Genomic DNA, 13488 nt, shown 5'->3' on the forward strand with positions numbered 1-13488 from the left:
TTGCCTGGCGTTCCCTGGAAGCCAGGGGCATCAGCCTGCCGGCTTTTCCCCGTACCAGCGCGGCGTATACACCCACTCCCGGCCGTCGGCACGCGGGAAGGTGCAAGTGGTGGATGAGCCGATCAACACCATGGTGCGCATGTCCACCTGATCCGGGGTCAGCGCTCCCAATGTTGTCACCCGCAGTGTCTGCCCTGGCCGGCCGATATCGCGCCCCAATACCACCGGCGTTTTCGGCGTGCGGTGTTGCGCGACGATTTCCAGCGCTCGCCCCAGTTGCCAAGGGCGGGCACGGGAGATCGGGTTGTAGAACGCCAGCGCCAGATCCGCTTCGGCCGCCAGATCCAGGCGTTTCTCGATGATCGACCACGGCTTGAGGTTGTCCGACAGCGACATCACGCAGAAATCGTGACCCAGCGGTGCACCAGCCTGAGCAGCGGTGGCGAGTGACGCGGAAACACCCGGCAAGATCTCCAGGTCGACGCTGTGCCATGCCGGATCCGTCGACTCGTGCAACGCTTCGAGTACCGCCGCCGCCATGGCGAACACGCCCGGATCACCCGATGAAACGACAATCACCGAACGGCCCTCGGCGGCCAGCCTGAAGGCATGACGGGCACGCTGCATTTCTTCGCGGTTATCGGTGCAATGCTGCACCTGATCATCGCGGAACGGGCCGGCCATGCGTACGTAGGTTTCGTAGCCGAGCACATCGGTGGCGCGTGCCAGTTCGGCTTTCACCGCCGGCACCATCAGCTCTGCCGCACCCGGACCGAGGCCGATGACCGCCAGACGACCGCGCGGGCGCCCGATCCGCGAAACGTCCAGCGGCTGTCCGGCCACGGCGATGGCAAGGTCTTGGGATGTCGTGATGATTCGAGCGTCGGGGACGGCGTCGCGAGCCAGCTCACCGATGTCACTGGCCGGCGCGACAAAGCGCAACGGCACCGCCAGTTCAAGCGCTGCCTCACGCAAGACCGGGCTGGCCATCTGAACTTCAACCGCCACCAGACAGGCCAGCGATTGAATCGCCACACCGGCCTGCTGCAACGCCTCGCGAATTGCGTGCGGCAGATCGGTCACTTCTGAACCGACCACCACCGCTACGCTGCGCGGATAAATCAGCAACTCACTGGCGCTCGCCGCGCGGGCATCGCTGCCCACATGAATCGAGCGCTGCGCGTGTGGATCCTCCGGCAGCTGCGCCTGCTCGAGCCACGGCGCCTCGCCATCAATGCGCACGCTGTGGCCGGCGAGCAAGTCGGAGACAAAGCGCTTGCCCTGCTCCAGATCGCCAAGCGCGTAACCGCCCGGCGGGTTGAGCAGACAGGTGCCGAAACGCAACTCGCCGCTGGTGGTGATCGCCGCAGCGACTTCAAGCGCTGCTGCAATCTCGCGGGCCATGACATTCACCCCGCCGAGGCCGCCGAGCAACGGCACCACGGCGCTGCCGTCTTCAGCCACGGCGAGCACTGGTGGCTCGACGCCTTTCTCCAGCAACAGCGGCGCCAGGGTGCGGATGACAATGCCGGCCGCGCACAAGGCAATGATCGGCGTGTCCTGTTGATACAGCTCACGCAGGGTCGCACCGAATTCGCTGTAGGTCAGGTCGGCGCCTTCGACGCGCCCTTTCAGTCCATGAATCTGTGCAGCCGGATAGACCTGCTGCAGGCGACGGGCCGTGGCCAGCGCGCCCTGGCCGAGAATGACGATGGCCGGTGTGGAATGGGTCATCAGCCTTGCCACCGTTCGCCGGGAACAATGATCAGCGAGAAGTACGGCGACGACATCGGCTCGACCTCATCCAGCGGCACGATCTTCTGGTTGGCCATGGTCGCGCGCTCGACGTACAGCGCACGCTCGGCCAGGCCCAACTCGCCCAACACCTCACGCACTTTTGGAAAGTTGCGTCCCAGCTTCATGATCACCGCCGCGTCGGCATCGGCCAGGCGACGCTTGAGCTCGTCATGAGGCAGCACGCCGGACAGCACCGACAGACTCTGATTGCGATACACCAGCGGCGCGCCCAGCACCGATGCGCCGCCGAGCATCGAGCAGACGCCCGGCACCACTTCGGCTTCGTAACGGCTGGCAAGACGATCGTGCAGGTACATGTAGGAGCCGTAGAAGAACGGATCACCTTCGCAGATCACCGCCACATCGCGACCGGCATCCAGATGCGCGGCCACTTCCTCTGCCGCTTCATCGTAGAAATCACTGATCACCTGCTCGTAGGACAGTGGCGCCGGCAGCACTTCGGTGGTCACCGGGTACACCAGCGGCAGCAGGTTCTGCGCGTCCTGCAGGTGCGCTTCGATAATGCCGAATGCGTTGCCCTTCTTGCCCTTGGCCACGAAGTACGCCACCACCGGCGATTCGCGCAGCAGGCGCAGGGCCTTGACGGTAATCAGTTCAGGATCACCGGGGCCGACGCCCAGACCAATCAAACGTCCTTGAGCCTGCATCATTCGACCTCCGTGGCGAGGGCATTGACCGCAGCGGCGGCCATGGCGCTACCGCCAAGGCGGCCCTGCATGATCACGAACGGCACGCCACGGCTGTTGGCGGCCAGCTCGGCCTTGGATTCGGCAGCGCCGACGAAGCCGACCGGGAAGCCGAGGATCAGCGCCGGTTTCGGCGCGCCGGCGTCGAGCATTTCCAGCAGATAAAACAGCGCAGTCGGCGCGTTGCCGATCACCACCACGCTGCCCGCCAGATGCGGACGCCACAGTTCCAGAGCGGCAGCGGAGCGAGTATTGCCCAGCTCACGCGCCAGCTCCGGCACGCTGTCGTCGCGCAGGGTGCAGATCACTTCGTTGTTGGCCGGCAGGCGCGCACGGGTCACGCCCTCGGAGACCATCCGCGCATCGCACAGGATCGGCGCGCCAGCGGCCAGCGCATCACGCCCCGCCTTGCCGGCACCTTCGGAAAATTGCAGCCCGTCGATGGCCTCGACCATGCCGCAGGCGTGGATCACCCGCACCGCGAGTTTTTCCAGGTCGGCCGGGATGCGCGCGAGGTTGGCCTCGCGGCGAATGATCGCGAAGGAATTGCGATAGATCTCCTGACCGTCGCGGATGTAATCAAGCATCAAGGGGGCTCCGTGAGCGGGCGGCGAGCAGGGTCGCGGCCGCTTCGATAGTAAGGTTGTGAGCGTGCAGCGCGCCGAAACCCGGCAGCGCTGCATCGCGAAAGTAGAGATCGTAGTGACCGGGGCCGACCGCCAGCAGCGTGACCGGGGCACGGTGTGCAGCAGCGCAGGAGCGCGGGCAGCCGGACAGGTGCACATCCACGGCGTGTGGCAACAGCGCAGCCAGCAGGCGGGCATCGTGTTTGGTGTCGGCCAGGCCTTTGCCGCAGCCGTTGGCGCCGGTGCAGGCGATCAGGTGCGACAGCGGGTCTTCGACATGGGTCAGCAGGTTCAGCCTGGCCAATTTGTCGAGCACTTGAGCCGCATCGGTTTCCCGCACATCGGGCAGCAACAGACTCTGCCAAGGGGTGAAACGCAAGCTGCCATCGCCGAAGTTTCTGGCCAGTTGCGCAGCGCCACGCAGCATGTCCGGATCGAGCCGGCCGAGTGCCGGTGCAGCACCGACATACACCTGACCGGCCGAGGGTTGAGGATGAATGCCGAGGTGCAAACCTTCGGGTCCGGCTTCGCGCTGCCAATCTGTGGCGGCTTGCAGTTTGATCCGTTGACCGAGTTTTTCGAGGAACACCGGCGCCGCGCATTCATCCAGCAGATGACGCATTCGCGTCTGCTCCGGCCGGGCCAGATCGAGGAACAGCTCCAGCACCGCAACCACCAGCGCATGCCCATCCGCCAGCGCCACGGCAGCCAGCGGCCGGTCCGTCGGACAACCCGCCAGACCGAACGCCAACAGCGTGTCTTCACCGCTTTTGAATGCCGACAGCCACAAGTCATGGGGATGTTCGAGCATCGCCAGCGCTTCACCGCCGTCCAGCTGCAAGGCGAACTTGGCGCTCAGCTCATGGAAGCGCGGATGGCTTTGCAAAGTCTCGAGGATCTGCCCGGCCAATGGACGGGTATCGAAGCGCATCTGCCGGTCGATGCCGGCCGCCGGGCTGAGCATCAGGTTGCGCACATCGTCGCCCGCCGCGGTTCGTGGCCCGAGACCGGCGGCCAGCAGGCTGTCGATCAGCGCGGCGGACTGATCGCCGATGCCACGAATCTGCAGATTGCCCCGGTTGGTCGCTTCGATAGCCCCGCCGGCAAATCGCTCGGCGGTGTTGGCCACCGCATCGGCCTGATCGGCCGTGATCGACCCGCCATCGAGCTTGATCCGGCAGATCCCGCCATCCAGCGCCTGGACGATACGCAGCAACCCCGGACAAGCCGAGGGGCGTATGGCGTTGGACATCGGGCGTTCGTTCAAGGGCTGGCAGCTCTGTGGGAAAGGCGCTTCGCGGACGAAGGCGCGGTATTATGCCTGCTTTGTCCGACGGCATGAAAAGTCTGCCCGTCGGAACGGCGCGTTTGCGGACACTTTTTTGAGGGGCTACAGATGTCACCCTGGCTGACAGTAGTAGGAATCGGTGAAGACGGCTTCAAGGGCCTGGGCAAGAATGCCCGGCGCGCCCTGATGGGCGCTTCGCGGATCATCGGCGGTCAGCGTCAGCTGGATCTGTTGCCGGTGTGCATCCGTGGCGAGCGCCAGTTGTGGCCGACCCCGTTTTCCCTGGCCCCGGTGCTTGAGCGCCGTGGCGAAGCGGTGTGCGTGCTGGCCAGCGGAGATCCGATGTTCTACGGCGTTGGCGCGAGTCTGGCGCGGCAGGTGCCGGGGGCCGAGATGCTGGTTCTGCCGGCGCCGTCGTCCTGCTCGCTGGCAGCAGCCCGACTGGGCTGGCCGTTGCAGGACGTCAGCGTGCTGTCGCTGGTGGCTCGCCCGCTGGCGGCCCTCAATAGTCAGTTGTCCAGCGGCGCGCGCCTGTTGCTGCTGAGCAATGACGGCCAGAGCCCGGCGGCCGTTGCGGCATTGCTGCGCGAACGTGGATTCGGCGCCAGTCGCCTTAGTGTTCTGGAACATCTGGGCGGCAACGCCGAACGCCGGATCGACGGCACCGCCAACGACTGGAACGATCCGCGCGTTGCCGACCTCAACGTGATCGCCATCGAATGCCTGGCCGATCCGCAGACACCGCGCCTGTCCCGCCTGGCCGGCCTGCCGGACTCGGCCTTCCAGCATGACGGCCAACTGACCAAACGCGACGTGCGCGCAATCACCCTCGCTCGCCTCGCCCCGACACCGGGCGATTTGCTGTGGGACGTCGGCGCCGGTAGCGGCTCGATCGGTATCGAGTGGATGCGCGCTCACCCGAGTTGCCGTGCGCTGGCCATCGAGGCCGATGACGGTCGCCAGCAGCTGATCGAACACAACCGCGATGCGCTGGGGGTTCCCGGCCTGCAACTGATACGGGGCAGCGCGCCGCAAGCCCTCGCAGGACTGGAGCGTCCGGACGCGATTTTCATTGGCGGCGGCGTCACCCGCGACGGCGTGCTCGACACCTGCTGGGAACAATTGAAGCCCGGTGGCCGACTGGTCGCCAACGCCGTGACCCTGCAAAGCGAAATGACTTTGATGAACTGGCGCGAACGCCATGGCGGTGAGTTGACCCGCATCCACATTGCCCAGGCGCAGCCGCTGGGCGAGTTCGACACCTGGCGCCAGGCGTTGCCGATCACCCTGCTCGATCTGGTCAAGCCCTTCGATGCGTGACGAAACCGCCGAACAACCCGCGCCCCTGCGCAGCGGCCTGACCACCGGCAGCTGCGCCACGGCTACCAGCCTCGCCGCGGCTCGCCTGCTGCTCGGCGGCCCATCGGCCGACGCCGTGCAGATCGTGTTGCCCAAAGGCAAGCAGGTGCAGATGCGCCTTGAGTTCTGCCGGCTGACCGAGAACGGCGCTGAGGCCGGAACCCTCAAGGATGCCGGTGACGACCCGGACGTGACGCACGGCGCCCTGCTTTACTCCCGCGTGCAACTGACAGCCGAGCCGGGAATCCGCTTCATTGCCGGTAAAGGCGTCGGCACCGTGACTCGCCCGGGGCTGGTGCTGGCCGTCGGCGAACCGGCGATCAACCCGGTACCGCGCAAGATGATCAGCGATCACCTGACCCTGCTCGCCGAAGAAACCGGCTATCGCGGCGGCTTCGAGGTAACGGTCAACGTCGAGGGCGGCGAAGCCCTGGCGCTGAAAACCATGAACCCGCGCCTGGGCATTCTCGGTGGCCTGTCGATCCTCGGCACCAGCGGCATCGTCCGGCCGTTTTCCTGCGCGGCCTACATCGCCTCGATTCATCAAGGCATCGACGTCGCGAAAACCAACGGCTACCTGCACATCGCCGCCTGCACCGGCAACGCCAGCGAAGACACCATGCGCCGGGTTTACGACCTGCCGGAAATCGCCCTGATCGAAATGGGCGACTTCGTCGGCGCCGTGCTCAAGCATCTGCGCAAAGTGCCTGTGGATAAACTCAGCCTGTGCGGCGGTTTCGGCAAGATCAGCAAACTGGCGGCCGGGCATATGGACCTGCACTCGCGTCATTCGAGCATCGACCTGCCGCAACTGGCCGAGTGGGCGGCGGCGATTGGCGCTGACGATGCGTTGCAGCAAGCCATTCGCGGGGCGAACACCAGCCAGCAGGCGTTGGCCATGGCCAGTGCGGCGGGTGTTGCGCTGGGTGATGAGGTCTGCCGCCATGCTCTTGAATTTGCCCGCAGCGTGGTGCCGGCGCAGGTTCAGGTCGAAGTGTTTGCGATCGATCGTCAGGGCGGCATCGTCGGCCATGCGGGGGCTTTTGTATGAAACGGATTCTGTTGCTGGGCGGCGTGACTGAAGCGTTGGCCATCGCGCGCACTTTGGGGCCGGAACACATTTACAGCCTGGCCGGGGTGGGCCGGGTGCCGACCGATCTGACGTGTCAGGTGCGCGTCGGCGGCTACGGCGCAGCGGAAGGTCTGGCGCAGTTCATTCGCGACGAAGGCATCACGCTTTTGCTCGACGCCACCCATCCGTACGCCGCGCAAATCAGCCACAACGCCGCCACCGCTGCGCAACTCACCGGCATTCCCTGCTGGGCCCTGCGCCGCCCGGCGTGGCAACCACAGCCGGGCGATGACTGGCGCGAAGTTGCCGACTGGGCGCAACTGATCACCGCTCTCGCGCCGTTCCATCGCCCGCTGTTCACCCTTGGCCGCGAACCGCTGCAACACCTCGACGAAATCCCTGCGCACCAGTTCTGGACTCTTCGCGCCCTCGACGTCTACCCCGGCAACGAACGCTGCGAAGTCATCGGCGCCCGTGGACCGTTTCTGCTGGAGGATGAACGGGCGCTGTTCGAACGCCGGCAGATCGACGTGCTGATCAGCAAGAACAGCGGCAGCACCGCGACCGAGCCGAAACTGGACGTGGCGCGGGAGCTCGGGGTGCCGGTGATGGTGTTGAAGCGGCCGGAGTTGGCGGGGGTTGATCGGGAATTTGCGACGGTGGATGAAGCCATCAGCGCACTCACCATCAACTTACAGCCCTGAGCCTTTTGCGCTCTTGAGTACGCCTTCGCGGGCAAGCCCGCTCCCACAGTGGTTAACGCCGATCACAAAACTGATGTCCAACGCTAATCCTGTAGGAGCGGGCTTGCCCGCGATGGCGCCGGCTCTCACAGCGAAAAACTTGAGTCCTACCAGTCAATCGGACGCTACGCACAACAACTTAAAGCCCGACTGACTACCTGCAGCAGTCTCCCGAGCATACGTTTTGCAATATCAACCTGCCTCGGGACGCGATTCCAATGTTCGAAAAATTCACTCGCTTCGACGCTGCAGAGTTTCTTAAAACGCCGGAGGAAATGGCGGCTTACCTGGACGCCTGTTTTGACGAAGATGCTGGCGATGGCGTTCTTATCCGTGCAGCGCTTAATGACATTGCCCGTGCCCAAGGCATGACCCAGGTTGCACGAGATGCAGGCTTGGGTCGCGAAAGCCTTTATAAAGCGCTGAGCAGCACTGGAAATCCGGAATTCGCGACTATCATGAAAGTCATGAAGGCACTGGGTTTGCGGTTGCATGCCGTAGCAGGCTGAATCCTCTGCGACACCAAACCGCACGACGCTTTTTTACTTATCGGCCCTGATCAGGCTAAATAGCCGCGCCTGATCGCCCACCCTACGGATCTGTCCCATGAACCGACACCGGCTCGCATTTGCCTGGATCGCCTGCTTCGCAGTGCTGTTCAACATGCTTGCCATGCCGTTGACGGGAGCGATGGCACAGGCGGCGCAGACGCCGGCCGAGCAGTTGCTGTGGAGCAGTTTCTGCACCGGCAGCGGGACGAAGATGGTGGCGATCGACATCGGTAGCCTTGATCAGAAAGCGCCGCAGAGCGGTGACAGTCATTCGACCATGCAGCATTGCTGGTGCTGTTCCGGATCGGCGCCGGTGGTGGCGTTGCCGGGGCATTCGCCGCAACTGTATTTCGCCCAATACGAAAGCAATCGCAGCGTGGCGCCCGCCTTGCTGCAAACTCCGACACCGCGCCAGCAATGGCCGAGCCTCAATCCCCGCGCGTCCCCTCTGGTTTGATTTGTTCCCGCATTTGACCTGCGTTTCAAATCGTTCTGGAGAACTGTCATGTTGAACAAATTCATCGTCATCGCTGCGCTGTTGCTGCCGGCGTGCTTCGCCCATGCCCACGAATACAAGGCCGGCGAGCTGGAAATCGCCCACCCGTGGTCGCAGGAACTGCCGCCGAACGCGCCGACCGTTGCCGCGTATTTCATCATTCACAACGCCGGCAAGACGGCTGACCGCCTGCTCAGCGTCGACTCGCCGATCGCCCCGACGGCCGAACTGCACGAGCACGTGATGCAGGGCGATCTGATGAAGATGCAACAGGTGCCGAACGTGGCCATCCCGGCCGGCGGAAACGTGACCTTCGCGCCGATGGCCTATCACGTGATGCTGATGAATCCGACCGACCGCAGCCTGCTGACTGACGGCAAGCGCTTCCCGCTGACGATGCACTTCGAGAAGGCCGGTGACGTGACCGTCGAAGTTGCCGTGCAGAAGAAGCCGCCGGAAGCCACACAAGCCCACGCGCACGCCCAGTAACCGTTCCGGCAGACTCCGCCCATGCGCCCCCTGAGCGCCAGGCCCTCCCGGCAACGCCGTCAGACTGAACACCTGACACGCGGCAGCTGGATCGCCCTGTTCGCCATGTTGATGATCTTCATCGGCCCGCTGATTTCCCAGTCGATGCCGATGGATCAGCACGCCTCGACCTCCATGCCGATGAGCATGGACATGTCGATGGACATGCCGGGGATGGATCATTCCGGGCACGGTGCACAGCCCACCGCCGAACACTGTCCGCCACAATCCTCGCACCACGTGCTGTGGGAAAAATGCGGCTATTGCAGCCTGCTGTTCAATTGCCCGGCGCTGACTGGCGGCGGCAGCTTCGCCACTTTCAGCATTCCTCTCGTCAACACCTTCACCCCACCCTCCCCGCGTCTGGGCCATGCCCGGCAGACCTTCTTCCCCGGCGCCCGCACCCGCGCCCCGCCCGTCGCAGCGTAAACACCTGACTCTGATTGCACACGGTTGAGAAGACAGCTTCAGGCTGCCGGCCGTGTCGTTTACGACTGTTTGATGGAAATTGTCATGTCCAGGTTTTCTGCTGTCCCACGCTTGGGTTCTGCCCCGGCGTCCTTTGCCCTGAACGAGTCCCGTGTTCGTTTCAGGCACGCTGGCGCCGTCCTTTGCAGCGTCCTGCTGTCCCCGCTGGTCCATGCCGACGAACACGCCGGCCACGCTGACGAATTGAGCCCGACGGTGATCACCGCCATCGCCCCGAGCTCGCCGCTGACCATCGTCACCAACCCGAAAGACCCGCGCCAACCGGTGCCCGCCAGCGATGGCGGCGACTATCTAAAGACGATTCCCGGCTTCGCCCTGGTCCGCAACGGCGGTACCAACGGTGATCCGGTATTGCGCGGCATGTTCGGTTCGCGCCTGAACATTCTCACCAACGGCAGCATGATGCTCGGTGCCTGCCCCGGCCGGATGGACGCGCCGACCTCGTACATTTCGCCCGAGACCTACGACAAGCTCACGGTGATCAAAGGCCCGCAAACCGTGCTCTACGGACCGGGCGCCTCGGCCGGCACGATCCTCTTCGACCGCGAGCCGGAAAGCTTCGGCGAACTCGGCACCCGCGTGAACGCCAGCGTACTGGCCGGCTCTCACGGACGCTTCGACAAAGTCGTCGATGCGGCAGCCGGCGGCTCGCTGGGCTACGTGCGGGTGATCGGCAACACCGCGCACTCCGACGATTACCGGGACGGCAACAACGACATCGTTGCCTCGCGCTATGACAAGTGGAACGGCGATGTAGCGGTGGGCTGGACCCCGGACGCCGACACCCTGATCGAACTGACCGCCGGCAAGGGCGACGGTGAAGCACGCTACGCCGGACGCGGCATGGACGGCTCGCAATTCCTGCGTGAAAGCCTCGGTCTGCGCGTCGAGAAATCCAACATCACCGACGTGCTGGAGAAGCTCGAAGCTCAGGTCTATTACAACTACGCCGACCACGTGATGGACAACTACACCCTGCGCACGCCGTCCGGCACCGGGATGATGGCAGGGCCCATGGCGTCCAACGTCGACCGCCGCACCCTCGGCGCGCGGATCAAGGCCACCTGGCGCTGGGCCGATATCCAGCTGATTACCGGCCTCGACGCGCAGACTAACGAACACCGTCAGCGCAGCGGCATGGGTATCGATACCTACAAGGATCAGCCGTTCACCAAGGACGCCGACTTCCACAACTACGGCGTGTTCAGCGAAATGACCTGGTACGCCGCCGACCGCGACCGGCTGATCACCGGCGCCCGGGTCGACCGCGCCTCGGCCAGGGATTTCCGGCAGACCACCGGCTCAGGAATGATGTCCCGGCCGAACCCGACCGCCGGCGATACCCGTGCCGACACCTTGCCGAGCGGCTTCATCCGTTACGAGCATGACCTCGCCGACAGCCCGACCACGCTCTACGCCGGTCTCGGCCACGCGCAACGGTTTCCGGATTACTGGGAGCTGTTTTCGCCCAAGTCCGGCCCGGCGGGTTCGGTCAATGCGTTCGATTCGATCAAGCCGGAAAAGACCACTCAGCTCGACTTCGGCGTGAACTACAAGAGTGCCGAACTCGAAGCCTGGGCCTCGGGCTACATCGGCCAGGTGCGCGACTACATCCTGTTCGACTACACCCCGGGGATGATGGGCATGAGCACTTCCCGCGCCGAGAACATCGACGCGCGGATCATGGGCGGTGAACTCGGTGCCGCTTACAAGCTCACCGACAACTGGAAAGCCGATGCGACCCTGGCCTACGCCTGGGGCAAGAACAGCAGCGACGGCAAGGCCCTGCCGCAGATGCCGCCGCTGGATGCCCGTTTCGGCCTGACCTACAGCGAAGATAACTGGAGCGCCGGCGCACTGTGGAGGGTGGTTGCCGCGCAAAACCGGATCGACCGGAACAAGGGCAACGTGGTCGGCAAGGATTACGACAAGAGTTCGGGCTTCGGCGTGTTCTCGCTCAACGGTGCCTACCGGATCAACAAGAACTGGAAGGTCAGTACCGGCGTCGACAACCTGTTCGGCAAGGCTTACGCCGAACACCTGAACCTGGCGGGCAACGCCGGGTTCGGCTACCCGGCCAACGACCCGCAAGCCATCAATGAACCGGGGCGCACGCTCTGGACCAAGGTGGACATGAGTTTCTAACCCTTCCCCCTGTGGGAGCGAGCTTGCTCGCGAAGGCGGTGTAACAGGCGGCATTTATGTTGGATGTGCCGCCCCCTTCGCGAGCAAGCTCGCTCCCACAAGGGTTGCAGAACAACTAGAAGATCCAAGCCAAGCGGAGCACTCGTGATGAAACAGCCCAAACCGAATTTCTACAACCTGGCCTGGCGTTGGCATTTTTATGCCGGATTGTTCGTCGCGCCATTCATGGTGATGCTGGCCCTGACCGGCATCATTTACCTGTTCAAGCCGCAGCTCGATTCGCTGATGTACAGCAGCCTGCTGAACGTCCCGGCCGGTCATCACACCGTGCCGGCCGATGACTTGCTGCAAAAGGTCAAAAGCGCTTATCCACAAGGCCAGGTCACCCAGTACCTGCCACCCGCGAACGCCGAACGCAGCGCGCAATTCGTGGTGAAGAATGCCGGCCATGAGCTGAACGTGTTCGTCGATCCGTACCACGGCGACATCCTCGGCGAGCAGGATGCCAGGCAGAACCTGCAAGCCATCGCACGGGCGATCCATGGCGAACTGATGATCGGCACCGTCGGTGACCGACTGATCGAAATGGCCGCTGGCTGGGGCGTGGTGCTGGTGGTATCCGGGGTTTTCCTGTGGTGGCCGCGCGGTCAGGCCGCGGGGATTCTGTGGCCGCGCCTGAGCAGTCGCGGCCGCGTGCTGTGGCGTGACCTGCACGCGGTCACCGGTTTCTGGGGCGCGGCATTGCTGCTGGTGATGCTGCTCAGCGGCATGACCTGGACCGGTTTCTGGGGCAAGCAGTACGCCCAGGTGTGGAACGTGTTCCCGGCGGCGATGTGGGACAACGTGCCGACCTCCGACGTCGAGGCCGGCAGCCTCAACAACGCCGCCCGCCAGACTGTGCCCTGGGCGATGGAAAACACTCCGATGCCGATGTCGGGCGACCACGCCGAACACATGGCCCACGGCGGCATGCAACACGGGCCGGCCGCGCCGACCATCCGCCTGCAGGACGTGCAGAACATCGCCGTTGAGCGCCAGGTCGAGCCGGGCTACAGCATCACCCTGCCGACCACTGCCACCGGCGTATTCACCATCGCAGTGTTCGCCGACGACCCACGCAACGACGCGACCCTGCACATCGATCAGTACACCGGCAAGGTCCTCGCCGACGTGCGTTTCGAGCAATACGGCGCTGTTGCCCGCGCTACCGAGATCGGCGTGATGCTCCATGAAGGCAAGATGTTTGGCACCTTCAACCAGCTCATCGTGCTGCTGATCTGCCTGATGATCCTGCTCAGTGCCGTCAGCGGCGTGGTGATCTGGTGGAAGCGCCGGCCACAGGGCAAGTTCGGCGTGCCGCCGCTGCGCCACGATCTGCCGAAGTGGAAAACCGGGGTGGCGATCATGCTGGTGCTGGCGGTGGTGTTTCCGCTGGTGGGCGCTTCGCTGGTGGTGGTGTGGGTGCTGGATCGACTGCTGCTGTCGCGTCTGGGCCGACAAGCTGAATCTGCCTCAACTTCATCATGAGACTGGCGAGATGCAGGTTTCAGACAAGTCCTTAAACTGCCGGACCTGATATTCGGCCGATTTAAGTGTTACTGTATAACCAAATTTCAGCTCATTGCCCGCCGTCCACGCTGCGGGCTTTCTTTTGCGCTGACCGACTGCGGGCGATGGAACGGCCGGA

General features: G+C 64.2%; 13 protein-coding genes. 9 read left to right on the plus strand and 4 right to left on the minus strand.

Annotated features, from left to right (window positions below; all coding sequences use genetic code 11):
• Positions 1 to 30: 30 nt before the first annotated feature.
• The 4 genes from cobJ to cobG are packed head-to-tail and all read right to left on the minus strand — an operon-like array spanning position 31 to position 4382.
• Positions 31 to 1734, minus strand: coding sequence for a precorrin-3B C(17)-methyltransferase (gene cobJ / locus MKZ87_RS24375; RefSeq protein ID WP_085703447.1), 1704 nt, complete (start codon positions 1732 to 1734; stop codon positions 31 to 33).
• Positions 1734 to 2468, minus strand: a complete 735-nt coding sequence (locus MKZ87_RS24380; protein WP_139834853.1) for a precorrin-2 C(20)-methyltransferase — start codon at positions 2466 to 2468, stop codon at positions 1734 to 1736. The genes cobJ and MKZ87_RS24380 overlap by 1 nt, the downstream gene beginning before the upstream one ends.
• On the minus strand, positions 2465 to 3091 hold the full coding sequence (locus MKZ87_RS24385; RefSeq protein WP_085703445.1) for a precorrin-8X methylmutase: 627 nt from the start codon (positions 3089 to 3091) through the stop codon (positions 2465 to 2467). The genes MKZ87_RS24380 and MKZ87_RS24385 overlap by 4 nt, the downstream gene beginning before the upstream one ends.
• Positions 3084 to 4382, minus strand: a complete 1299-nt coding sequence (gene cobG, locus MKZ87_RS24390; protein ID WP_085703444.1) for a precorrin-3B synthase — start codon at positions 4380 to 4382, stop codon at positions 3084 to 3086. Before cobG ends, MKZ87_RS24385 begins: the two co-directional genes overlap by 8 nt.
• Before the next feature lie 144 nt (positions 4383 to 4526).
• Between cobG and cbiE the strand changes: the two genes are divergently transcribed.
• From cbiE to MKZ87_RS24435, 9 genes are all read left to right on the plus strand, one after another.
• Complete coding sequence (cbiE, locus tag MKZ87_RS24395; RefSeq protein ID WP_085703443.1) at positions 4527 to 5738, plus strand: precorrin-6y C5,15-methyltransferase (decarboxylating) subunit CbiE; 1212 nt, start codon at positions 4527 to 4529, stop codon at positions 5736 to 5738.
• Positions 5731 to 6828 carry a cobalt-precorrin-5B (C(1))-methyltransferase gene (locus MKZ87_RS24400; protein ID WP_085703442.1) on the plus strand — a complete coding sequence of 366 codons (1098 nt, stop codon included), beginning with the start codon at positions 5731 to 5733 and terminating at the stop codon, positions 6826 to 6828. Before cbiE ends, MKZ87_RS24400 begins: the two co-directional genes overlap by 8 nt.
• Complete coding sequence (locus MKZ87_RS24405) at positions 6825 to 7553, plus strand: cobalt-precorrin-6A reductase (protein ID WP_085703441.1); 729 nt, start codon at positions 6825 to 6827, stop codon at positions 7551 to 7553. Before MKZ87_RS24400 ends, MKZ87_RS24405 begins: the two co-directional genes overlap by 4 nt.
• A gap of 257 nt (positions 7554 to 7810) precedes the next feature.
• Positions 7811 to 8101: an addiction module antidote protein gene (locus MKZ87_RS24410; RefSeq protein ID WP_085700999.1), complete on the plus strand. Its 291-nt coding sequence runs from the start codon at positions 7811 to 7813 to the stop codon at positions 8099 to 8101.
• A gap of 97 nt (positions 8102 to 8198) precedes the next feature.
• The gene (locus MKZ87_RS24415) at positions 8199 to 8600 is read left to right on the plus strand and encodes a DUF2946 domain-containing protein (protein ID WP_085701000.1); all 402 of its coding nucleotides are present in this window, start codon (positions 8199 to 8201) and stop codon (positions 8598 to 8600) included.
• A gap of 48 nt (positions 8601 to 8648) precedes the next feature.
• Positions 8649 to 9128, plus strand: a complete 480-nt coding sequence (locus tag MKZ87_RS24420) for a copper chaperone PCu(A)C (RefSeq protein ID WP_085703440.1) — start codon at positions 8649 to 8651, stop codon at positions 9126 to 9128.
• Between the two features lie 21 nt (positions 9129 to 9149).
• A complete protein-coding gene (locus MKZ87_RS24425; RefSeq protein ID WP_085703439.1) occupies positions 9150 to 9596 on the plus strand; it encodes a DUF2946 domain-containing protein in 447 nt (148 codons plus the stop codon).
• Between the two features lie 84 nt (positions 9597 to 9680).
• Positions 9681 to 11801, plus strand: coding sequence for a TonB-dependent copper receptor (locus MKZ87_RS24430; RefSeq protein ID WP_266202077.1), 2121 nt, complete (start codon positions 9681 to 9683; stop codon positions 11799 to 11801).
• Positions 11802 to 11948: 147 nt separating this feature from the next.
• Positions 11949 to 13328 carry a PepSY-associated TM helix domain-containing protein gene (locus tag MKZ87_RS24435; RefSeq protein ID WP_266202078.1) on the plus strand — a complete coding sequence of 460 codons (1380 nt, stop codon included), beginning with the start codon at positions 11949 to 11951 and terminating at the stop codon, positions 13326 to 13328.
• Positions 13329 to 13488 lie beyond the last annotated feature (160 nt).

Origin of the sequence: Pseudomonas sp. MCal1 (genome assembly GCF_026341415.1) — a bacterium.
Lineage (GTDB): Bacteria > Pseudomonadota > Gammaproteobacteria > Pseudomonadales > Pseudomonadaceae > Aquipseudomonas.

What these genes read in the sequence shown, in the direction of transcription:
- cobJ (WP_085703447.1), bottom strand. Translation starts at nt 1,734, where the DNA reads ATGACCCATTCCACACCGGCCATCGTCATTCTCGGCCAGGGCGCGCTG.
- MKZ87_RS24380 (WP_139834853.1), bottom strand. Translation starts at nt 2,468, where the DNA reads ATGATGCAGGCTCAAGGACGTTTGATTGGTCTGGGCGTCGGCCCCGGT.
- MKZ87_RS24385 (WP_085703445.1), bottom strand. Translation starts at nt 3,091, where the DNA reads ATGCTTGATTACATCCGCGACGGTCAGGAGATCTATCGCAATTCCTTC.
- cobG (WP_085703444.1), bottom strand. Translation starts at nt 4,382, where the DNA reads ATGTCCAACGCCATACGCCCCTCGGCTTGTCCGGGGTTGCTGCGTATC.
- cbiE (WP_085703443.1), top strand. Translation starts at nt 4,527, where the DNA reads ATGTCACCCTGGCTGACAGTAGTAGGAATCGGTGAAGACGGCTTCAAG.
- MKZ87_RS24400 (WP_085703442.1), top strand. Translation starts at nt 5,731, where the DNA reads ATGCGTGACGAAACCGCCGAACAACCCGCGCCCCTGCGCAGCGGCCTG.
- MKZ87_RS24405 (WP_085703441.1), top strand. Translation starts at nt 6,825, where the DNA reads ATGAAACGGATTCTGTTGCTGGGCGGCGTGACTGAAGCGTTGGCCATC.
- MKZ87_RS24410 (WP_085700999.1), top strand. Translation starts at nt 7,811, where the DNA reads ATGTTCGAAAAATTCACTCGCTTCGACGCTGCAGAGTTTCTTAAAACG.
- MKZ87_RS24415 (WP_085701000.1), top strand. Translation starts at nt 8,199, where the DNA reads ATGAACCGACACCGGCTCGCATTTGCCTGGATCGCCTGCTTCGCAGTG.
- MKZ87_RS24420 (WP_085703440.1), top strand. Translation starts at nt 8,649, where the DNA reads ATGTTGAACAAATTCATCGTCATCGCTGCGCTGTTGCTGCCGGCGTGC.
- MKZ87_RS24425 (WP_085703439.1), top strand. Translation starts at nt 9,150, where the DNA reads ATGCGCCCCCTGAGCGCCAGGCCCTCCCGGCAACGCCGTCAGACTGAA.
- MKZ87_RS24430 (WP_266202077.1), top strand. Translation starts at nt 9,681, where the DNA reads ATGTCCAGGTTTTCTGCTGTCCCACGCTTGGGTTCTGCCCCGGCGTCC.
- MKZ87_RS24435 (WP_266202078.1), top strand. Translation starts at nt 11,949, where the DNA reads ATGAAACAGCCCAAACCGAATTTCTACAACCTGGCCTGGCGTTGGCAT.